A 20,178-nucleotide genomic window follows, 5' to 3' on the forward strand; every position below is an offset into this window, starting at 1 on the left:
CTCTGCCACCCAACGCGTACAACCCTGTTTTCACGGCTGTGTACGAATATCCTTGTGCGCATCGATCCCGCCTGGAAAACCTCATTCGAGCATCGCGACAGCCAGCGCAAAGCCTTGCGCGGACAATGAGAAAGAAAAGACTTAGAAAGAGTGACACTGCCGGCACCCAGGCCTAAAATGGCGTGTTTTTTTGATCAATAATCTGGTGCTATTAATGCGCAATGGTTCAGTAAGTATCGCGCTGTTGGATATCGTCGCAGCGACCAAACGATACGCTTTGGTAGGGATGCTCGGCTGGCAAGACGTTCGGCAGCGCTACAGAAGGTCCGCGTTGGGTCCTTTCTGGCTGACAATCAGCATGGGCGTGATGATTGGCACCATCGGCGTAGTATTCGGACAGATTTTCAACTCGCCGATCCAGGAATTCTTGCCGTTCCTCGCCATTGGCATGATTCTCTGGAGCTTCATGTCCACCGTCATCACGGAAGGATGTACCGGCTTCATTGCGGCCGAAGGCATCATCAAGCAACTGCCTATTCCCATGTTTGCTCACATCATGCGGATGATCTGGCGCAACATTCTCATCCTGGGCCATAACATCGTCATATTTCCGTTGGTGTTACTGGCGGTTGGAAAGCCAATCACCTGGCTCGCCTTCATCAGTATTCCCGGGTTCATCCTGGCCCTGCTGAACCTGACCTGGATTGCCTTGCTGCTGGGCGTCTTGTGCGCGCGCTACCGCGACCTGCCGCAAATTGTCGGCAGTCTGCTGCAAGTGGTTTTCTATCTGACACCTATCATGTGGATGCCTAACCTGCTGCCACAACGTGCCGGCTTGTACCTGCTTGATCTGAACCCTGTCTATCACATCATGTCGGTGGTGCGCTCGCCCCTGATCGGGCAACTGCCAACCGAGACGAACTGGTGGGTCTCCGTGGGGATGGCCATTGTTGGCTGGGTTGTTGCGCTCGTTATATATGGCCGCTACAAGCGCCGCATTGCATACTGGCTCTAAGAAGAACTCCTAATGTCCTTGATTGAATTCAAAAATGTTTGTGTAGATTTTCCGATCTATAACGCTAACGGCCGCTCCCTGAAGAAGCGCTTGATCCAGGTCGCCACTGGCGGGCAACTTGGGGCCGACCAACAGGGACGCGTTATCGTCAGAGCGCTCGAAGACCTGACTTTCACCCTGCGCGATGGCGACCGTGTCGGACTGCTTGGTCATAACGGCGCGGGCAAAAGTACCTTGTTGCGCTTGCTCAGCAGCGTCTACGAACCTTCCTCGGGCACCGCACGTATACAGGGTGAGATCGGCTCACTGATCGATATATCCCTGGGTACAGACCCGGAAGCGACCGGACGGGAAAATATTTATCTGCGCGGCGGCATTCTGGGCATGACCAAGGCCCAGATCACCGAGAAACTCGAAGAGATCATTGAGTTCTCCGAGCTGGGTGACTTTGTCGACATGCCAATTCGGACTTACTCCTCGGGCATGCACCTGCGCCTTGCGTTCGCGGTCTCGACCACCATCAAGCCGGAAATACTGTTGATGGATGAGTGGCTGTCGGTGGGCGACGAAGGGTTCAAACACAAAGCCGAGATCCGCATGAATGAACTGGTGAAGTCGACCAACATCCTGGTCATCGCCAGCCACTCTCGCGAACTCGTGATGCATACATGTAATCGAGTGCTTTGGCTGGAGCACGGAAAGATAAAAATGGATGGTGATCCGGAAACAGTCACTGCGGCCTATTTTGGAGCTTGAAGGCAATGAACAGCATAAAGCGCAATGGCGTGGACATGGGAGTCGCGCTTTCGCTAGCTTCCCGGCGCCTGCTAGCACGTACGAGCACTCAACCTGTTGAGACGCCGCCTACCGATTTTGTTGATGCTGTTCTTTGTGCCATGGAGGCTTCGAGTGTCCAGCCGAGGAAGACGACAATGATTCGCCACCACATCAAGCGGATACTGCGGCGCCTTGCGCGCGACACTTATCACGTTACACGCCCTTTTGCGCGACCGGTGTTCTTCCGTCTGCGGGAATACTTCAGCTCCGGCATTCGTCACGAGATGCTCAACGAGTTCGCCAAGCTGAAGGAGCAAGCTTCCAGCTCTGGCATTCGCCAGGAAATGCTCGGCGAACTGGCCAAGCTACACGAGCAACAGCTCAAGATGCAGGCTCAACTACTGGAACAGAACAGGCTGGTCATCCAGGAACTCCAACGCCTTGCCAATTCGGCGGATACGCAGACGTCGCTAGTGCAGAAATTCTCTGCAAGCCAGCTGTCGCAGGAAAATACAGGCCCCCAGCTTGATCGAATCGAACAATATGCCCTGCTGGATGTAAATCGCATCGCAATCAGTTCCGGCCCAGAGGAAACCCTGGTCAAAACCGCCGTGGGTTATGTTCTTTGCGACGCTAAAGATCATGCCTTGCTGGCAAATCTGATGGAGGCCGGCGAACTCGAGCCTGGCACGCGAAAGCTGATAGAGCGTCTGGTGCAGCCGGGTGACGTATTCATTGATATCGGCGCCAATATTGGCTTGCACACCATCGCGGCGGCCCGGGCCATGTCCGGTAAAGGAAAGATCATTGCCTTTGAGCCTTTTGAGCCCACCCGAAAACTGCTTGAGCAAAATCTCTGGTTGAATGGCTTTTCCGACATCAGCGAGATTTCTCACTATGCGCTGTCGGACAGCAAGCGCGTTGACAAGCTTCATTTGGGCGCAACCAGCGGGCACCACTCGCTTTACGAGCTGGAAACGCCCTCGTTCACGCCAACAACATCGGTTGAAATTTCAACCATCACCCTTGATGAATACCTGAACGAACCAATCAAGATCAAATTGCTGAAGATCGATGCCGAAGGCGCTGAAATCGACATTATCAAAGGCGCCAGACAAGCAATTCTTGCCAATCCGCAAATGATGATGATCGTCGAGCTGGGCCTCGTACATTTGAAAAGAAACGCGATAGGCCTTGAAGACTGGATCAAACACTTCACAAATATGGGACTGGCGTTCAGCGTCATCAATGAGCAATCCGGTGAACTTGAGGACTGGTCCGTTGAACAATTGGCCCGCACGGAATCGGTGAATCTGCTGTTTCATCGCCCGAATGGACTCAAGTAAGAGGATGCGACTGATGAGGCCTGAAATTATAGTTGTCGGTGCCGGTGGGCACGCCAAGGTGTGTATTGAGCTGCTGCAGGCTCAAGGTGATAAAGTCGCATACTGCGTCGGCAATCCGGACAGTGTGGACTCATGCCTGGGTATCGAGGTCCTGAAAAGCGACGACCACCTGCAGGCACTTCGCACGGAAGGTTATGAGCGAGTGTTCATTGCGATCGGCTCTAATGCTGTACGAAAAAAACTGGCTACGAAAACTACCGAGATGGGTTTTCAGCTGGTCAATGCAATCAGTCCGGCAGCCATCGTTTCACCATCGGCGAGCCTGGGTCTGGGCATTGCCGTGATGGCCGGTAGCGTCATCAATGCCGAAGCGTCGATTGGTGACCTGTGCATCGTAAATACCGGGGCTACCATCGACCATGATTGTGTTTTGGGCCTGGGGGTGCACGTCGCACCTCAGTGTGCACTGGCGGGCAATGTGCACATCGGCAGTCTCAGCTTTATCGGCGTAGGCAGCAAAATCATTCCGGAAATCTACATCGGTGAATCCGCTGTGGTTGGAGCCGGCAGCGTCGTCATCTCGAATATCGATTCAGCAGTCACCGTTGTGGGTGTGCCTGCCAAAGCTTTACACAAAATTTGAAGGAAGAGACATGAAACGTATTTCCGTGGCACAACCGAAGCTTGCAGGAAACGAACGCAATTACGTGCTCGATTGCCTGGATACCAATTGGATATCTTCAAACGGCAAATATATCGGCGCCTTCGAAGAGAGCTTTGCTGCCTTTTGCGGCGTCAAGCACGCGATCGCTACCAACAATGGCACGACAGCTCTGCACCTGGCGCTGGTTGTACTCGACTTGCAACCTGGTGATGAAGTCATCATTCCAACCGTGACTTACATCGCAACCGCCAACGCGGTGCGCTATTGCGGAGCAACACCGGTCCTGGTGGACGTCTGTGCCGACACCATGAACATCGATCCTCAAACGATCGAAAGCAAGATCACCGCGAAGACCAAAGGCATCATCCCGGTCCACCTGTACGGTCATCCGGCGCAAATGGACGTTATCAACGAAATTGCTCGCAAACATAATCTTTGGGTGGTTGAAGATGCCGCCGAGGCTCATGGCGCACAAGTAAAGGGTAATAAGGTTGGCAGCCTTGGTACGTGCGCCACATTCAGCTTCTTTGGCAACAAGATTATTACTACTGGCGAAGGTGGAATGGTCACCACCAATGATGACGAACTGGCGGCCAAGCTACGCCTGTTCCGCGGACAGGGCATGGATCCGAACCGCCGCTACTGGTTCCCGGTAATCGGTTATAACTATCGCATGACCAATATCCAGGCGGCCATCGGGTTGGCACAAATGGAAGGCATCGCCACGGCTCTCGCCGATCGTGAGCGCTTGGCAGGCTGGTACAACGAAGCATTGGCGGACCTTAAAGACAAGATCGTTTTGCCAACCGAAGCATCCTGGGCCAAGCAAGTATTCTGGATGTACAACATTTTCCTTGCCGATGGTGATGAGCATAAGCGCGACGCGGTCATGCGAAAGCTCGATGAAAAGGGCATTGAAACCCGTCCGGTTTTCTATCCGATGCACGTCTTGCCTCCTTACAAGGAAGACGAGAGCTATCCGGTAGCAGACCTGTGGTCGGGACGCGGAATCAATCTGCCAACCCACCAGGATCTGACCCAACAAGACATTATCCGAATCGCGGCCAGCTTGCGCGAGGTCCTCGCGGACTGATGAAAATCGCCCTTTGTTCTTCGTTTATGCCCTTCATCCGAGGCGGCGGAAGAAATATCGTTGACTGGCTGGCTTCGACTTTGCTCGAGGCCGGCCATGAGGTGGAAGTCGTCTATCTCCCGGAACTTGATTCTCCGCCCGATATCCTTTTCCAACAGATGATGGCTTTGCGCTGGGTGGATCTTCAAGCGGCTGATCGGATCATCTGCTTCCGCCCCCAGGCGCATCTGATTCCTCATCCGCACAAGATTCTGTGGTTCATTCACCACATTCGTACTTTTTACGATCTGTGGGATACGCCATATCGCGATTTTCCAGATACGCCACATAACCGCGCCATCCGTGAATCCCTGATCGAAATTGACAGCCGGGCAATGGGAGAAGCAAAGACCATTTTCACCAATTCGAAAGTGGTCTCTGATCGACTCAAAAAATTCAATGATGTCGACAGTCAGGTTTTGTACCCGCCGGTGTTCGAGCCTGAACGGTTCTTCAACGCAGGATACAACGACGAAATCGTCTGCATCTGTCGTCTGGAACACTATAAGCGCCAGCATTTGCTGGTCGAGGCCCTGAGCCACACGACCACTCCGGTTCGGTTGCGAATCATGGGGACGGGTGCGAGCCCGGACTATGCGAATGCCCTGCGACAAAGCAGCGAGGCGTTGAACGTCGCGGATCGAGTGATTGTTGAAGACCGCTGGATCACGGAGGAAGAAAAGGTGCTGCACTTGTCACAATGCCTGGCGGCCGCCTATCTCCCCTTGGACGAAGATTCATATGGCTATCCAAGCCTGGAAGCCAGCCATTCGCAAAAACCTGTTCTGACCACCCGCGACTCCGGCGGAGTGCTGGAACTGATTCAGGACGGTTACAACGGCTACATTACCGAATCGACTCCCGAATCACTGGCACGCGCCATGGACAAACTGTACCAGGATAAAAACGCGACCGAAGCCATGGGCATCAACGCCAGGCAGAGATTGGTCGATTTGAAGATTTCATGGTCGCAGGTGCTGGAGCGTCTTTTGGCATGAAAGTATTAATCGTAAACAACATGGCGCCCTTCATTTGGGGTGGCGCAGAAGAGCTCGCTGTCAATCTGCAGAAAAATCTGATCGTTTCTGGCCATGATGCAGAAATTCTGCGCATTCCGTTTCAATGGGAGCCGAGCACTCGCATCCCTTCGCAAATGCTGCTGGCACGGACCATGGAGATCGCCAACACCGAACATGTGATTGCCTTGAAATTTCCGGCCTACCTGGTTCGGCATCATCGCAAATCGTTGTGGCTGCTACACCAGTATCGCCAGGCGTATGACCTTTTCGATGCAGGGCAGACCAACCTGCCGCCCGGCGACGCTGGCGCGGATATTCGCAAAGCGATTGCGCAGGCTGACAATGAAAGCTTTACCGAAAGCCGGCACATCTATACCAACTCTGAAGTCACCAGGCAGCGCTTGCTCAAGTACAACGGCTTCGACTCCAAGGTTTTGCTGCCACCAGTCAATGACCCTGAAGTGTTCACCGGCGGCGAATGCGGTGACTATATATTTGCCGGTGGCCGCGTAAACAGCATGAAACGGCAGTACCTGCTCCTGCAGGCACTGGCGAAAGCCGATCGCAGAGTCAAGATGATTATCGCCGGTCCACCAGAGTCCCCGGCCGACACCCGGCAACTGCACAAGATCATCGAAGAGTTCGGTCTGCAGGACCGTGTAAAGCTGGACTTGCGCTTTCTGCCACGCGCTGTCTACGTTGACTACGTCAATCGCGCACTCGCCGTTGCCTACATTCCGTTCGATGAAGACTCACTGGGGTATGTAAGCATGGAAGCGGCTACCGCCCGCAAGGCATTGATTACCACAACCGACAGTGGCGGCATTCTTGGCCTGGTGGTCCCCGCAGAGACCGGCTGGAGAGCGGAACCGAGCGCTGAAGGCCTGGCCGAAGCAATGAACGCTGCATATGAAAACAAGGCTCGAACTCGCCAGTATGGAGAGGGAGCGCAGTTTTTGTGGAACAGCCTGGGCATTAACTGGCCAGAAACTGTCGAGGCTCTTCTCAAATGAAAGTTGTCATATTCACACCGGCAGTCAAGACCTCGGCGATTGGCCGCATGACCCGTCTTGTTGTGCATCAACTTCTGGCCAGGCAGCATGAAGTTGTAGTGATCCGCACTGAAAGCCAACACGTTCAAATCAGTGAGTCGCATGACTTCAACTGCACCGTTGTGCCATGGACAAACGACGAGCAAGTCGAGCATGCCATTAACGACGCTGACTGCTGCGTCTATCAGATCGGAAACAGTTTCGAATTCCATGAAGGCGCAATCGCATGGATCGGTAAAGTCCCCGGCATCGTATGCCTTCATGACTTCTTCCTCGGGCACTTGTTCTTCGGCTGGGCTCAGAGCCGTCGCAGCGAAGCCGTTCAAATATTGGAACAGTGGTACGGGAAGACGGTTGCAGAGGAATATTTCCAGATCCATGACGGTGCCACGTTCATCAATAAGACGCGTACCGAAGCCCCACTTACAGAGTGGATCAGCTCAATGGCTACGTGTGTAATCACGCACAGCAATTGGGGATGTGATCGGGTAATGGCGGCTTGTCCCGGACCTGTTTTTGTCACACCGCTGGCCTACGACGCTCCTGGTGCCACAGGTGCCGATATTCGTTCTCAAGGCAAACTGAATGTATTGACTATCGGCCATGTCAACCCGAACAAACGGGTCGAAAGCTGCATCCTGGCAATCGCTGACAGCCCGGCTCTGCGGGCGAATGTTCGCTATCGACTCGTCGGTGCCATTCTTCCGGAAACCGAAAAAAGACTGACCGAGCTGGCGAACGACAATGGAGTCGAGCTGATCATCTCCAATGAGGTTGACGATGCAACTCTGTCAGAAGCGATCAGAGAAGCCGACGTCATCAGTTGTTTGCGCTGGCCCAGCCTGGAGGCGGCATCGGCTTCCGCGATTGAAGCCATGCTATACGGTAAAGCCACAATTGTGACCGACACCGGTTTCTACAGCGAACTACCTGACCAATATGTTCTGAAGATTTCGGCAGATAACGAAGTGGAGGATCTGAAGAGAATCTTTCTTCAGCTTCACAACCAACCGTCTTCTGTCGACCATCTCGGGAAGGAAGCCCGGAAATGGGCAGAGGGTACTTTCACTGCTGAAAACTACGCTCTCAAAATCGAGCAAGCTGTCCCTGCCGCACTAAGAGCGAAGGTGATTCTTTCGGCAGTTGATCATTTTTCGAAGATTTTCGAGAGATGGTCCGTCAATCCAGAGCTGCTGAGTACTCCAGACATATTGCAGCCATTGAACCTGTTCAACACCAACACCATCGTGTAGCAAGCAAGCGGTGGATCAGTAGCCTGATCCACCGCTACGTCGCCGTTATTACTTCAGGCTGTCAAAAACAAATCTTGCAGTATCTTCCCAAGCCACAGGCATGTATTCGCGCCTGATGGCTGCTTCCTTCGCTGCCAGCGCTTCAGAATCGAACGCGTATTTCTGCAGCTCCGCAGCCCACACCGTAACGTCCCAGGGCTCGAGATAATCGAGCAGCTCACCACCCACCTCAGGAATCGAGGCTGCGTTGGAAGCGAGGCAATATTTACCAGCAGCCAGACTTTCCGCGACTGGCAATCCCCACCCTTCGTACAAAGACGGAAACGCCGTCATCATGCAATGACGGTAGAGATACATCAGATCAGAGTCTGAGACATTATTGAGGATGCGTATGTAGTCTTTTGTCCTCGGGTCCAGCTGAATGTCGGATAGTAAGTCCCCTACTCCCCAACCCGGCATCCCGACAAACACCAGTTTGGGTAAGTCTTTGACACCATTGTCGATCAAGCGTGTGTAGGCGCGGTAAAGCACCTCATGATTTTTGCGACGCTCGATCGTTGATACGAACAGAACGAAGCGCTCTTGCAACAAAGAGCGCACATCATCACTGATGGTCTCGCTCAACTCATGAGAGAGTTGGCAACCCAATTTGACGACCGCCGTTTCGGGAACGGGCGCACCTAACTCATTGAGCAGCGACATCAAATCCTTGCGGGTACATTCCGATATGCACAGGATTTTGTCAGCGCACCATGCGACGTCGGTAAAGTAGTTGGCAAACCTGGCCGCCACATCGCCTACGCATAAATGAGGTAAACGGACCGGAATCACGTCGTAGCAGAAAAGAACGATGCGCAAGCCGACTCGCTTTTTGAGCTCATAAAGATAGGGAAGATTTTTATTATCCCAGTCCAATCCGACCGATATATAGCTGTCGCCTTTCGCAAAGGGATGGCCGAGGGCATCCGTTTTTCTGGTTGAAGGACTGAACACATGAGGGCGATTCGCCGGCTTGAAAAACGCCCGTATAGCCGAACGCAGGTGGCGAAGCCCGATTACCGCCTCCACGATAGAAACACGGCGCTGTTGAAGGAACTGATAGATGCGGCCGCTCAACTTGGGTGGCAACCGATTGAGGACCTTGATCGCTTTTTCCTTTAACCGAGCCTCGATCGATTTTCTATTCGGACTGCTCGTGACAACCTGCCCAGGCGCTGTCGTGTGCGCCCCTGAAATTCTTTTCAAGGTCGTCGCAACGTCATCCGCATCGACCGAGCTGTAACCTCTGGCGTGGCTGTAAGAGCAAAACTTTACGTCCTCGCCGGCAGCAATCAGCTCCAGCGCATGAGCAGCTGCCTCAGCCTCCGTACGGATAATGCCCACCGCCGGCCGACGCCAGCCGAGGATGGTTGTTACATCAAACCAGATACTCATGCCTGCGCCTTTTTTTCAATGACTTGTGCCGCTGCAAGGGGAATCGATTCCAGGCTGCGAGCCCAGGTCAACGGCTCACGCGTTGCCCTATCCGGACCGCTACCATCAATCGTCGCCGGCCCGGTCAAGCGCATGCGGATCGCCGCATGAAACTCACTCGGTGTACGGGCCACGCTGATCTCCGGCAAATCCAGATGCCGCTCGAACCCACGGAAAGCAGACTCGGTGCCAATAACGTACTTGCCCGAGTAGATGGCCTCTGCGGTTTTGATATTGGAGCCGCCGCCATGAGGGATCGGCAACAGAAACGCGTGCGCCAGGGTCTTTACGGCATCCAGATCTTCATCTGGCAACATATAAAGCAGTTGCAGGCGCGACAGATTCAGTTGGCCCCAGCGACTGTCGCGAAGTGTCGTTTCCAGATGCTCACACACACTCCCGACCACCACTAGCTTGCTGTCCGGCGGAATGCACGCCAAAGAGCTGCCGAGGCACTCATTAAAACCTGTGAAGTTGGGCGGGTGAGCGCTGGCAACATAGAGAATCCAGGGCGACTTCGGCAGGCGCTCCTTCCAACTGGCGAGCAGCTCCGGTTTGGCTGACCACGGCGCGATTCCGTTGGAGGCAAGCAGCGGTTTCTTTGCTCCCCAGGCCTCGAGAATGTCGAAATCTGCCTGAGTCACCGCTACGGCAATATCGGCCTCCAGCGCAGCCTTGCGCTCGAGCGTCTCAATGTCAGCAATGACCGACTCGGCACCCTTGATGCCATAGCTATCGAGAATTTCCTGCTTCAGCGGAGCCTCGATATTCTGCGAGCCGTAAATCAGGCAGGCGTGGGCGTACTGCGGCATCTGGTGAATTTTCAGCACCAGTGGCCATAACCAAGGTTGCTCGACATGAATGACATCGATTGCCGGAGGCAGCTTATTGAGAATATCGGCAAAACCGCCGCGTTCCGACGCTGCGAACTCGCCTGATAACAAATCGTTGATTAAAGGCACATAGGTGCCTTTATATTTTCTGAACTCACTGTCGGCGGGAAAACTGACATCGTTGCCGCCCAAGGTCGATGGTGGATAGCCCTCTGGTTCATAAACAGCCAGATGAGTCACACTCCAGCCATTTTCGCCAAAAGTCTTAGCGATATTGGCGACCCGAACCTGTCCACCATGGCGGGGACTGGCAATCGGATACGTGCTTAATAATAAAACCGTTTTCAAAGTGAGAACCCATAAAAATGATATTTGCCAACCCGCGATCACACCGCAATATTTCGTTCACCGAAGCACTTTGAATACCAGGGAGTCGAACGCTCAAGCGCCTTTGATCAACAGCTCGATGTCTTTCAGACACGCCCACATCAATGCCTGATCGCCGCGGGTTTCGACATTCAGGCGCAACAGTGGTTCTGTATTGGAACCACGCAGATTGAAGCGCCAATCGTCGAACGACACGCTGATACCGTCAGTCCTGTCGACTGCGGGATTCAGTGGAAGATAATGTTCCAGCACGCTTTGCAACATCGCCGGTACATTCTCAACCCGGTAGTTGATCTCGCCAGTGCATGGATAAGCCGCAATACGCTCATCCACCAATTGGGCGAGAGTCTTGCCAGTTGTGGACATCAAGGCTGTAACCAGCAACCACGGAATCATCCCGCTATCGCAATAGGCGAAATCGCGGAAATAATGGTGGGCGCTCATTTCGCCGCCATAAATGGCATCTTCCAGACGCATGCGTTCTTTGATGAATGCATGTCCGGTCTTGCACAAGACAGGCACGCCTCCCGCCTGCTCAACCTGTTCAATGGTGTTCCAGGTCAGACGAGGGTCATGGATGATCTTGCTGCCGGGGTGTTGCTTGAGCAGCATTTCCGCCAATAGACCGACAAGGTAATAACCTTCGATAAAACGACCGGCCTCATCGAAAAAGAAGCAACGATCGAAATCGCCGTCCCAAGCCAATCCGACATCGCAGTTATTATCGAGCAAGGCCTGGCGAGTCAGCTCACGATTTTCCGGCAACAGTGGATTGGGTACGCCGTTGGGGAAGTTCCCGTCCGGTTCAACGTTGATCAGAACCCACTCAAAGGGCAACTTGTTGATCAAAGCTTGCAGGACCGGACCGGCTGCACCATTGCCTGGGTCTGCCAGTATCTTCAGCGGCTTGAGGTCCGCGACATTGATGTAGGTCAGCAAATGATCGATGTAGCGGCTTTTGTCCAGTTCATACCGAACCGTTCCAATGGAATCGGCCACCACACCAAGGTCGCCGCTCTCCACCCGATCGCGAATGGCATTCAAGCCCGTGTCGCCACTGATCGGCCGTGACTGCGACTTGACCAGTTTCATGCCGTTGTAGCCCTTGGGATTGTGGCTGGCCGTGATCATCACTCCGCCGTCGGCATTGAAGGCGCTGGTGGCAAAATAAACTTCCTCAGTACCACAAAGCCCGATGTCGATGACTTCGGCACCTGCTTCCCTCAGTCCATGGGTCATCGCCTCGGCAAGCATCGGACTTTCCAATCGCATGTCACGCCCCAGCACAATGCTCTTGGCCTGCAACTCGACAACCATGGCCCGACCGATCCGGTAAGCAATCTCCACACTTAGATCGACCGGGACCTCGCCACGGATGTCATAAGCCTTGAAACAATGGGTTTTGATCGGGGTATGCATTTTAGTCTCTTGCCTGGAAATCCGAGACAGTCGCGCGACAAGCCACGACTGTAAGCGTGAATGGGAGGAGCAGCCACGAGCAGCAATATGCAAATAAGCCCGACTGGTTGAATCTTTACCGCTCAGGCTCAGGCTGCCTCGATCGTTATTGGTCTACGCGACCGTAGTTGTCTTCAAAACGGACGATATCGTCTTCACCCAGATAATCGCCGCTTTGCACCTCGATCAGCACCAGGTCAATGACGCCCGGGTTCATCAGGCGATGCTGGTGACCGGCACGGATAAACGTCGACTCGTTGGTGTTGAGCATCAGTTCCTGCTGGTCGTTGACCACGACCGCCATACCGCTGACGACGATCCAGTGCTCACTGCGGTGATGGTGCATTTGCAATGACAGGGAAGCTTTGGGCTTGACTACAATCCGCTTGATCTTGAAGCGCTCGCCATTTTCCAGGGTGGTGTACGTACCCCATGGGCGATGCACAGTGCGGTGTAGTAGATGCACGGTATGGCTGCACGCCTTCAGCTGATTGACGATGTGCTTGACGTCCTGAGCATGGTCCTTGTGGGCGATCATCACGGCATCCGGAGTATCGATGATCAGCAAATCTTCCACGCCGACCAGCGCAGTCAGACGCCCTTCGCTGTTCACATAATTATTCCGAGACCCGTGAGACAGCACTTCGCCCTCGAAGCGGTTGCCGTTTTCATCCGGTGCGGTAAGTTCACTTACCGCATTCCATGAACCGATATCGCTCCAGCCAATATCGCATGGAATGGTTGCGACCTTGTTGGAACGCTCCATCAATGCATAGTCGATGGAAATATCGGGTACTTGAGCAAAGCTTTCGCTGTCCAGCGCCAGGCAACGGTATTTGCTGGACGATGACAGGCGAGATACCTCAATGGTCTTGGCAACCGCGTCGACAACATCGGGAGCGTGCGTGCGCAGCTCCTCGAGTACGGTTCCGACACGGAAGCAGAACATTCCCGAGTTCCAGAAATAATTACCGGCACTGATATACGTCTTTGCTGTTTCCAGATCTGGCTTCTCTACAAAGCGGGCAACTTTCAAACCACCCTTGAGAGGTGCCTCTTTCTGCGCTTCGATGTAACCGAAACCGGTTTCCGGATAGGTTGGCTGAATGCCAAACGTGACCAGCCAGCCTTCACTGGCCAACGCCACGGCATTGGACACCGCCGCGGCAAACGCTTTTTCGTCCTGGATCAAATGATCGGCTGCGAGCACCAGCATGTGCGCATCAGGGCCATGGGTGGCTTCCAGTTGCAAGGCTGCCGCCGCGACCGCCGCTGCAGTATTGCGCCCGAACGGCTCGAGAATGAAGCCCTGCGCGTGCCTGGCCGTGTTGACGAGCCCGTATTCATCTTCAGTCTTGAACAGCAGCTCACGATTGGTCACGGTGAGGACTTCCACCACACCATCCAGCCGTGAGGCGCGCAGGAACGTCTTCTGGATCAGATTCTGACCATCCGGCAATTCCATGAAGGGCTTGGGATGGGCTTCACGGGATACAGGCCACAACCGGCTGCCCACTCCGCCAGACAAAATTACGGGAATCAGTTCCATGCTCAAAGTCCTTAACCCTCTCCCCTGCATTTCATTTCAGGAAAGCGGTCTCAATTATGTTTGCAGTTGAACTACACCGAACGCGGTGCAGAATCCTTCCCCGCCTGCCAGTATCAAGACGACGGAGCTTATGACACGCGCGCCCTCGCGAGCGACTATTCATTGCCTGATTGGCCACCATTCTACAGCGCTAACCGCAATCGATAGCTTGGCAGAATGCAACAAACGACGCGGCCAAACACACAGCCTTCAACGCGCTGACTGTTCCAGCAACTTATACAAGTATTGCCCGTATCCGGTTTTCTTCAGGCGCTGCGCCTGAGCTTCGACCTGCTCTGCAGTAATCCAGCCGTTGTGGTAGGCGATTTCCTCCAGGCACGCGACCTTGAGCCCCTGACGGTGCTCGATCGTATGGACGAAATGCCCGGCTTCCAGAAGCGAATCATGCGTGCCGGTATCCAGCCAGGCAAAGCCGCGCCCCAACATTTCGACGTTGAGGGTTTTCTGCTCCAGATAAGCCCGGTTGATATCGGTGATTTCCAGTTCGCCACGTTCTGACGGCTGGATGTTTTTGGCAATTTCCACGACCTGGTTGTCGTAGAAGTACAGCCCGGTCACTGCGTAATTGGACTTCGGCTTCTTTGGCTTTTCTTCGATGCTCAGCGCGCTGCCGCTGGCATCGAACTCAACGACCCCGAAGCGCTCCGGATCGGAAACGTGGTAACCGAACACCGTCGCGCCAGAGGGCTGTGCGTTGGCCGAGCGCAGGTTTTCGGTGAAGTATTGCCCATAGAAAATATTGTCGCCCAGGATCAGGCAGCAAGGATCGGTGCCGATAAACGACTCGCCAATAATGAAAGCCTGCGCAAGGCCATCCGGACTCGGTTGCTCGGCATAACTCAACGCGATGCCATACAGACTGCCATCGCCCAGCAACTTGCGGAAATTGGGCAAGTCTTCAGGGGTGGAAATGATCAGGATTTCACGTATGCCCGCGAGCATGAGCACCGACAACGGGTAGAAAATCATCGGCTTGTCGTAGATAGGCAAAAGCTGCTTCGACACCCCCAGCGTGACCGGATGCAAACGTGTCCCGGAGCCACCGGCCAAAATGATGCCTTTACGATTGGTCTTGATCATTTATTCAGAATTTCCCTGAGCATTCGGGTTACACCACTTTGCCAATCCGGCAAGTGTAGAGAAAAATTATCGCGCAGCTTCCGAGTATCCAGTCTTGAATTCAAAGGTCGTCGCGCAGGCGTTGGATAGGCAACGGTTTTGATCGGATCGATGGTTTTCACAGCGAGCAACTCACCGCTGGCTTGCGCGAACGCGATCACCTTGCTCGCGTATCCATGCCACGACACTTCGCCAGCAGCCGCCAAGTGGTACAAGCCTGCCAGCTCGGGCTGTTGCAACACTTGGCGAAGAGCGAGAGCCGTCACGTCGGCAATCAGATCGGCACCCGTAGGCGCTCCGATCTGATCCGCGATCACGCTCAACGTTTCCCGCTCCCTTGCCAACCGGAGCATGGTTTTTGCGAAATTGTTACCGTAAGCACCGTAGACCCAACTGGTTCGGAAGATCAGATGCTTGCAACCCGAAGCAGTTATTGCCTGCTCACCGGCGAGTTTGCTGACGCCGTAGTGATTCAACGGTGCCACGCCGTCCGTCTCCCGCCAGGCCGTCGTACCCTGACCATCGAAAACGAAATCTGTCGAGTAATGAACCAGCCAGCAGCCCGAGGCTGCAGCTTCTTCAGCCATGACGCCAGTTGCCAATCCGTTTACACGTTCGGCCAACTCGGTTTCCGACTCGGCTTTATCTACCGCCGTGTAAGCAGCAGCGTTAACGATAACGTCGGGCTGTACCTGTCGAATCGTCGCGCGCAGTGCCTCGGGATTGGACAGATCGCCATTCAATCCGCCAGCCGGATGACGATCCAGAGCAATCAATTCTCCAAGCGGGGCCAACGAACGTTGCAGCTCCCAACCCACCTGACCGTTCTTGCCCAGCAGCAGAATTTTCATGCCTTGGTCGAGCGATCCTTGTAGTTCTGATTGATCCACTGCTGGTAGCTACCGCTCTTCACGTGCTCAACCCACTCAGCGTTGTTCAAATACCACTCGACTGTCTTGCGAATCCCGGTTTCAAAGGTCTCTTCAGGCGACCAACCCAGTTCACGCTCAATTTTGCTCGCATCGATTGCATATCGCAGGTCATGCCCTGGGCGATCCTGCACATAGGTAATCAGACTGGCATGGGGGCGGTGGGCCGAATCAGGACGCAACTCATCGAGTAATGCACACAAGGTATGCACCACGTCGATGTTTTGTTTTTCGTTATGACCACCGATGTTATAGGTCTCGCCGATGACGCCTTCAGTAACGACTTTGTACAACGCGCGCGCGTGATCTTCGACGTACAACCAATCGCGGACCTGATCGCCTTTGCCGTACACCGGCAGCGGCTTGCCTTCCAGCGCGTTGAGAATGATCAGCGGGATCAACTTCTCCGGGAAATGGCAAGGCCCATAGTTGTTCGAGCAATTGGTCACCAGCGTAGGCAGACCATAAGTGCGCGCCCAGGCACGAACCAGGTGGTCGGAGCTGGCCTTGCTCGCCGAGTAGGGTGAGCTTGGCTGGTAAGGCGTGGTTTCGGTGAAGAGGTCTTGCGGACCTTCGAGGTCGCCGTAGACTTCGTCAGTCGAAATGTGGTGAAAACGGAACCCGGTTTTGCGCGCGTCATCCAGCGTAGCCCAATAATGGCGCGCAGCTTCGAGGAGTGTGTAGGTACCAATGATATTGGTCTGGATGAATTCAGACGGGCCCGAGATCGAGCGGTCGACGTGAGATTCTGCGGCCAGGTGCATGATTGCATCGGGTTGGTGCTCACGCAGGACACGGTCGATCTGATCACGATCACAGATATCGACGCGCTCGAAGGCGTAACGTGAATTCTGGCTGACCTCTGTCAACGACTCCAGGTTGCCGGCGTAGGTCAACTTATCGACATTGACAACCGCATCACGAGTGTTGGAGATGATGTGGCGGATGACTGCCGAGCCAATGAAGCCGGCACCGCCGGTAACTAGAATTTTCACGCGAAGCGATACCCTTGAGCTGCAGACAGCGCTGCCAGCGAGCGCCATCTAATCCATGAATGCAGAAGCCACTATCGGTTGGCATCCGTCAGAGTCAGTCTGAATCGACATGCCGGAAGCATGATCGAACAAGGGACGCATTTTACAGCTTAATGATGGTTTTACTAATGGATAAAGACAGGCTGAGGCGCAATTTCGACAGATGCCGTGCGCCTTCCTTCTTTACACCAGTCGCTTGCGTGCAGCTCTGGACGAACGCCCCAGAAACCAGGCCAATACAGGGCCGATGAGCATACCAATCAACAGCGCCAACACGGCCACCACAGACACTGGTAATTGCGGGCCGGCAAAACCCAGAAACAAAAGCGAAACCGATTGCTGATTCTCCAGCACGAACGCCAGAACAATCAGAACCATCAGCAGAAGAAAAACGCCAAGCAGTATGCGTTTCAGATTACGCATTCACGCCTCCTCGAATTTGAATAGCGAAGATCAAGCGCCCTCCTCCTCTTCCTCATTCACGCGGTCGCGCAATTCCTTGCCCGGCTTGAAGTGCGGAACGAATTTACCGTCCAGGCTCACCGACTGACCGGTCTTCGGATTACGGCCCACGCGAGGCGCGCGGTAATGGAGGGAAAAGCTGCCAAATCCACGGATCTCGATACGATCACCGGTGGCGAGGCATTGGGACATTTGTTCAAGCATGGTCTTGATGGCCAGCTCCACATCCTTGGATGAGAGTAGCCCTTGATGGGTGACAATTCGTTCGATCAACTCCGACTTCGTCATATTTTTCCCTTCTTTTTCAAGCAGCTAGATCAGCGCTTGAAAGGTTTTAGCATGCCCGGAAGAATTTGAACAGCCCAGGGATTGACATATCTTTCCCGGCGTTGAAATGCCCATTTTCAGGGCACCCCGCCGACAGTCGGATCACTGCATCATCAACGACAGATCACCAGCATGGTCCGGGTCAGATAGCCTGCGGGGTTGAAGCCGAACGGATACTCGTCCTCCTCCTTTGCATCATCGGACCTTGTGACGACCTTGTAACCGGCGCCCTTGCACTCCTTCGCTGCGCGCTTCTGGCACTTCTCCCAACCGGAGCCAAGACCCGAGCAGTCGACCTCGATTCCGCTGACACCGCGTACTGCATGAGTCTTCGCGCTGGTAGTACACCCTGCCAGCGCCAACGCTGCTGCCAACACAATAAACTTGTTCATCCACTTCCTTATGCCAGGCCATGCCCGACGACTACACGCTCAAGACCAAGCTTAGTCGTGAATAGGCGATTGATCCGATTAAAGAAACAGACCCGCAGGCCACGACATTGGTTTCATGCACGGACGTACAAAGAGCAAATCGCAGGCACAAAAAAGGGCGACCGAAGTCGCCCTTTTTCATGATCAAGCAGAACTCAGTTCTGTTTGGCCATTGCTTGACGCAGCAGTGCCGCCATGGTGGTGTCAGCTGCTTCACCTTCCGGAGCTGCTTTCAGGCTCTGGATGGCTTCTTTCTCTTCAGCATCGTCTTTCGACTTGATCGAGAGCTGGATTACGCGGCTCTTGCGATCAACGCTGATGATCTTGGCTTCAACTTCCTGGCCTTCTTTCAGAACGTTGCGCGCGTCTTCAACGCGGTCACGGCTGATTTCGGAGGCTTTCAGGGTAGCTTCGATGTCGTCGGCCAGAACGATGATGGCGCCTTTGGCGTCAACTTCTTTCACGGTACCGGTCACGATAGCGCCCTTGTCGTTAACCGAGACGTACTCGGAGAACGGATCGCTTTCCAGTTGCTTGATGCCCAGGGAGATGCGCTCGCGCTCTGGGTCAACCGACAGGATGACGGTGTCCAGCTCGTCGCCCTTCTTGAAACGACGTACGGCTTCTTCGCCCACTTCGTTCCAAGAGATGTCGGACAGGTGAACCAGACCGTCGATGCCGCCGTCCAGACCAATGAAGATACCGAAATCGGTGATCGACTTGATGGTGCCGGAGATCTTGTCGCCCTTGTTGAACTGGCCAGAGAAGTCTTCCCATGGGTTCGACTTGCACTGCTTGATGCCCAGGGAGATACGACGACGCTCTTCGTCGATGTCCAGAACCATGACTTCCACTTCGTCGCCGACTTGTACGACTTTCGAAGGGTGGATGTTCTTGTTGGTCCAGTCCATTTCCGAAACGTGTACCAGACCTTCAACGCCTTCTTCCAGCTCAGCGAAGCAGCCGTAGTCGGTCAGGTTGGTGACACGAGCGGTAACGCGAGTGCCTTCTGGGTAACGGGCTTTGATAGCAACCCATGGATCTTCGCCCAGTTGCTTCAGGCCCAGGGAAACACGGTTGCGTTCGCGATCGTATTTCAGAACCTTGACGTCGATTTCGTCACCAACGTTGACGATCTCGGAAGGATGCTTGATGCGCTTCCAGGCCATGTCGGTGATGTGCAGCAGGCCGTCCACGCCACCCAGATCGACGAATGCGCCGTAATCGGTGAGGTTTTTGACGATACCTTTGACTTGCTGGCCTTCCTGCAGGGATTCCAGCAGAGCTTCACGCTCGGCGGAGTTCTCGGCTTCGAGGACGCTGCGACGGGAAACGACAACGTTGTTGCGCTTCTGGTCCAGCTTGATGACCTTGAATTCCAGCTCTTTGCCTTCCAGGTGCGTGGTGTCGCGCACTGGACGGACGTCAACCAGGGAACCTGGCAGGAACGCACGGATGCCGTTAACGTCGACAGTGAAGCCGCCTTTAACCTTACCGTTGATAACGCCCTTGACCACTTCCTCGGCTGCGAAGGCTGCTTCCAGAACGATCCAGCATTCAGCGCGCTTGGCTTTTTCACGGGACAGCTTGGTTTCGCCAAAGCCGTCTTCAACCGAATCCAGAGCAACGTGAACTTCATCACCAACGTTGATGTTCAGTTCGCCAGCATCGTTGTAGAACTGCTCAAGCGGGATGAGTGCTTCAGACTTCAGACCAGCGTGAACGGTTACCCAGCGAGCCTGGTAATCGATATCAACGATAACACCGGTGATGATGGAGCCTGCCTGAAGGTTCAGGGTTTTCAGGCTTTCTTCAAAGAGTTCCGCAAAGCTTTCGCTCATTTTAATTCCTGTAGATG

General features: G+C 54.2%; 19 protein-coding genes. 8 read left to right on the forward strand and 11 right to left on the reverse strand.

All coding sequences use genetic code 11. The features are described from left to right. Window positions 1-190 precede the first annotated feature (190 nt). From ACGSLL_RS17730 to ACGSLL_RS17765, 8 genes are read left to right on the forward strand one after another with little or no spacing between them, the layout of a single operon-like run. On the forward strand, window positions 191-1,015 hold the full coding sequence (locus tag ACGSLL_RS17730) for an ABC transporter permease (RefSeq protein WP_394507338.1): 825 nt from the start codon (window positions 191-193) through the stop codon (window positions 1,013-1,015). A 12-nt stretch (window positions 1,016-1,027) separates the two neighbouring features. Further along, a complete protein-coding gene (locus tag ACGSLL_RS17735; protein ID WP_394507339.1) occupies window positions 1,028-1,771 on the forward strand; it encodes an ABC transporter ATP-binding protein in 744 nt (247 codons plus the stop codon). A gap of 5 nt (window positions 1,772-1,776) precedes the next feature. Continuing rightward, window positions 1,777-3,138, forward strand: coding sequence for an FkbM family methyltransferase (locus ACGSLL_RS17740; RefSeq protein WP_394507340.1), 1,362 nt, complete (start codon window positions 1,777-1,779; stop codon window positions 3,136-3,138). A gap of 13 nt (window positions 3,139-3,151) precedes the next feature. Next, entirely contained in the window at window positions 3,152-3,781 is a 630-nt protein-coding gene (locus tag ACGSLL_RS17745) for an acetyltransferase (RefSeq protein ID WP_394507341.1), read from the forward strand. Between the two features lie 10 nt (window positions 3,782-3,791). Continuing rightward, a complete protein-coding gene (locus ACGSLL_RS17750; RefSeq protein WP_394507342.1) occupies window positions 3,792-4,895 on the forward strand; it encodes a DegT/DnrJ/EryC1/StrS family aminotransferase in 1,104 nt (367 codons plus the stop codon). After that, on the forward strand, window positions 4,895-5,932 hold the full coding sequence (locus ACGSLL_RS17755) for a glycosyltransferase family 4 protein (protein ID WP_394507343.1): 1,038 nt from the start codon (window positions 4,895-4,897) through the stop codon (window positions 5,930-5,932). Before ACGSLL_RS17750 ends, ACGSLL_RS17755 begins: the two co-directional genes overlap by 1 nt. After that, window positions 5,929-6,966 carry a glycosyltransferase family 4 protein gene (locus ACGSLL_RS17760; RefSeq protein WP_394507344.1) on the forward strand — a complete coding sequence of 346 codons (1,038 nt, stop codon included), beginning with the start codon at window positions 5,929-5,931 and terminating at the stop codon, window positions 6,964-6,966. Before ACGSLL_RS17755 ends, ACGSLL_RS17760 begins: the two co-directional genes overlap by 4 nt. Next, on the forward strand, window positions 6,963-8,258 hold the full coding sequence (locus ACGSLL_RS17765) for a glycosyltransferase (protein WP_394507345.1): 1,296 nt from the start codon (window positions 6,963-6,965) through the stop codon (window positions 8,256-8,258). Before ACGSLL_RS17760 ends, ACGSLL_RS17765 begins: the two co-directional genes overlap by 4 nt. 48 nt (window positions 8,259-8,306) lie before the next feature. Here ACGSLL_RS17765 and ACGSLL_RS17770 read toward each other — a convergent pair whose 3' ends face one another. From ACGSLL_RS17770 to rpsA, 11 genes are all read right to left on the reverse strand, one after another. Then, entirely contained in the window at window positions 8,307-9,692 is a 1,386-nt protein-coding gene (locus ACGSLL_RS17770; RefSeq protein ID WP_394507346.1) for a glycosyltransferase family 4 protein, read from the reverse strand. Beyond that, window positions 9,689-10,954: a glycosyltransferase family protein gene (locus ACGSLL_RS17775; RefSeq protein WP_394507347.1), complete on the reverse strand. Its 1,266-nt coding sequence runs from the start codon at window positions 10,952-10,954 to the stop codon at window positions 9,689-9,691. Before ACGSLL_RS17775 ends, ACGSLL_RS17770 begins: the two co-directional genes overlap by 4 nt. Window positions 10,955-11,005: 51 nt before the next feature. After that, window positions 11,006-12,370, reverse strand: a complete 1,365-nt coding sequence (locus ACGSLL_RS17780; protein WP_394507348.1) for a phosphohexomutase domain-containing protein — start codon at window positions 12,368-12,370, stop codon at window positions 11,006-11,008. 145 nt (window positions 12,371-12,515) lie between these two features. Then, a complete protein-coding gene (locus ACGSLL_RS17785; RefSeq protein ID WP_394507349.1) occupies window positions 12,516-13,958 on the reverse strand; it encodes a mannose-1-phosphate guanylyltransferase/mannose-6-phosphate isomerase in 1,443 nt (480 codons plus the stop codon). Between the two features lie 249 nt (window positions 13,959-14,207). After that, window positions 14,208-15,098 (reverse strand): glucose-1-phosphate thymidylyltransferase RfbA, encoded by an 891-nt coding sequence (rfbA, locus tag ACGSLL_RS17790; protein WP_394507350.1) that lies wholly within the window; start codon window positions 15,096-15,098, stop codon window positions 14,208-14,210. Next, window positions 15,095-15,988: a dTDP-4-dehydrorhamnose reductase gene (rfbD, locus tag ACGSLL_RS17795; RefSeq protein ID WP_394507351.1), complete on the reverse strand. Its 894-nt coding sequence runs from the start codon at window positions 15,986-15,988 to the stop codon at window positions 15,095-15,097. The genes rfbA and rfbD overlap by 4 nt, the downstream gene beginning before the upstream one ends. After that, window positions 15,985-17,061: a dTDP-glucose 4,6-dehydratase gene (gene rfbB / locus ACGSLL_RS17800; RefSeq protein ID WP_394507352.1), complete on the reverse strand. Its 1,077-nt coding sequence runs from the start codon at window positions 17,059-17,061 to the stop codon at window positions 15,985-15,987. Before rfbB ends, rfbD begins: the two co-directional genes overlap by 4 nt. A 222-nt stretch (window positions 17,062-17,283) precedes the next feature. Beyond that, window positions 17,284-17,523 (reverse strand): lipopolysaccharide assembly protein LapA domain-containing protein, encoded by a 240-nt coding sequence (locus ACGSLL_RS17805; protein WP_394507353.1) that lies wholly within the window; start codon window positions 17,521-17,523, stop codon window positions 17,284-17,286. A gap of 30 nt (window positions 17,524-17,553) precedes the next feature. Continuing rightward, window positions 17,554-17,850: an integration host factor subunit beta gene (gene ihfB / locus ACGSLL_RS17810; protein ID WP_007950920.1), complete on the reverse strand. Its 297-nt coding sequence runs from the start codon at window positions 17,848-17,850 to the stop codon at window positions 17,554-17,556. A 152-nt stretch (window positions 17,851-18,002) separates the two neighbouring features. Continuing rightward, a complete protein-coding gene (locus tag ACGSLL_RS17815; protein WP_394507354.1) occupies window positions 18,003-18,281 on the reverse strand; it encodes a hypothetical protein in 279 nt (92 codons plus the stop codon). Between the two features lie 194 nt (window positions 18,282-18,475). Beyond that, a complete protein-coding gene (gene rpsA / locus ACGSLL_RS17820) occupies window positions 18,476-20,161 on the reverse strand; it encodes a 30S ribosomal protein S1 (protein ID WP_016770920.1) in 1,686 nt (561 codons plus the stop codon). Window positions 20,162-20,178: the final 17 nt, after the last annotated feature.

This window comes from Pseudomonas retamae (genome assembly GCF_043496865.1).
Lineage (GTDB): Bacteria > Pseudomonadota > Gammaproteobacteria > Pseudomonadales > Pseudomonadaceae > Aquipseudomonas > Aquipseudomonas retamae.

Bases quoted from the DNA above. Each gene is read 5' to 3' on its own strand.
- ACGSLL_RS17735 (WP_394507339.1), top strand. From the start codon at position 1,028: ATGTCCTTGATTGAATTCAAAAATGTTTGTGTAGATTTTCCGATCTAT.
- ACGSLL_RS17740 (WP_394507340.1), top strand. From the start codon at position 1,777: ATGAACAGCATAAAGCGCAATGGCGTGGACATGGGAGTCGCGCTTTCG.
- ACGSLL_RS17745 (WP_394507341.1), top strand. From the start codon at position 3,152: ATGAGGCCTGAAATTATAGTTGTCGGTGCCGGTGGGCACGCCAAGGTG.
- ACGSLL_RS17750 (WP_394507342.1), top strand. From the start codon at position 3,792: ATGAAACGTATTTCCGTGGCACAACCGAAGCTTGCAGGAAACGAACGC.
- ACGSLL_RS17755 (WP_394507343.1), top strand. From the start codon at position 4,895: ATGAAAATCGCCCTTTGTTCTTCGTTTATGCCCTTCATCCGAGGCGGC.
- ACGSLL_RS17760 (WP_394507344.1), top strand. From the start codon at position 5,929: ATGAAAGTATTAATCGTAAACAACATGGCGCCCTTCATTTGGGGTGGC.
- ACGSLL_RS17765 (WP_394507345.1), top strand. From the start codon at position 6,963: ATGAAAGTTGTCATATTCACACCGGCAGTCAAGACCTCGGCGATTGGC.
- ACGSLL_RS17770 (WP_394507346.1), bottom strand. From the start codon at position 9,692: ATGAGTATCTGGTTTGATGTAACAACCATCCTCGGCTGGCGTCGGCCG.
- ACGSLL_RS17780 (WP_394507348.1), bottom strand. From the start codon at position 12,370: ATGCATACCCCGATCAAAACCCATTGTTTCAAGGCTTATGACATCCGT.
- ACGSLL_RS17785 (WP_394507349.1), bottom strand. From the start codon at position 13,958: ATGGAACTGATTCCCGTAATTTTGTCTGGCGGAGTGGGCAGCCGGTTG.
- rfbA (WP_394507350.1), bottom strand. From the start codon at position 15,098: ATGATCAAGACCAATCGTAAAGGCATCATTTTGGCCGGTGGCTCCGGG.
- rfbD (WP_394507351.1), bottom strand. From the start codon at position 15,988: ATGAAAATTCTGCTGCTGGGCAAGAACGGTCAGGTGGGTTGGGAGCTG.
- ACGSLL_RS17805 (WP_394507353.1), bottom strand. From the start codon at position 17,523: ATGCGTAATCTGAAACGCATACTGCTTGGCGTTTTTCTTCTGCTGATG.
- ihfB (WP_007950920.1), bottom strand. From the start codon at position 17,850: ATGACGAAGTCGGAGTTGATCGAACGAATTGTCACCCATCAAGGGCTA.
- ACGSLL_RS17815 (WP_394507354.1), bottom strand. From the start codon at position 18,281: ATGAACAAGTTTATTGTGTTGGCAGCAGCGTTGGCGCTGGCAGGGTGT.
- rpsA (WP_016770920.1), bottom strand. From the start codon at position 20,161: ATGAGCGAAAGCTTTGCGGAACTCTTTGAAGAAAGCCTGAAAACCCTG.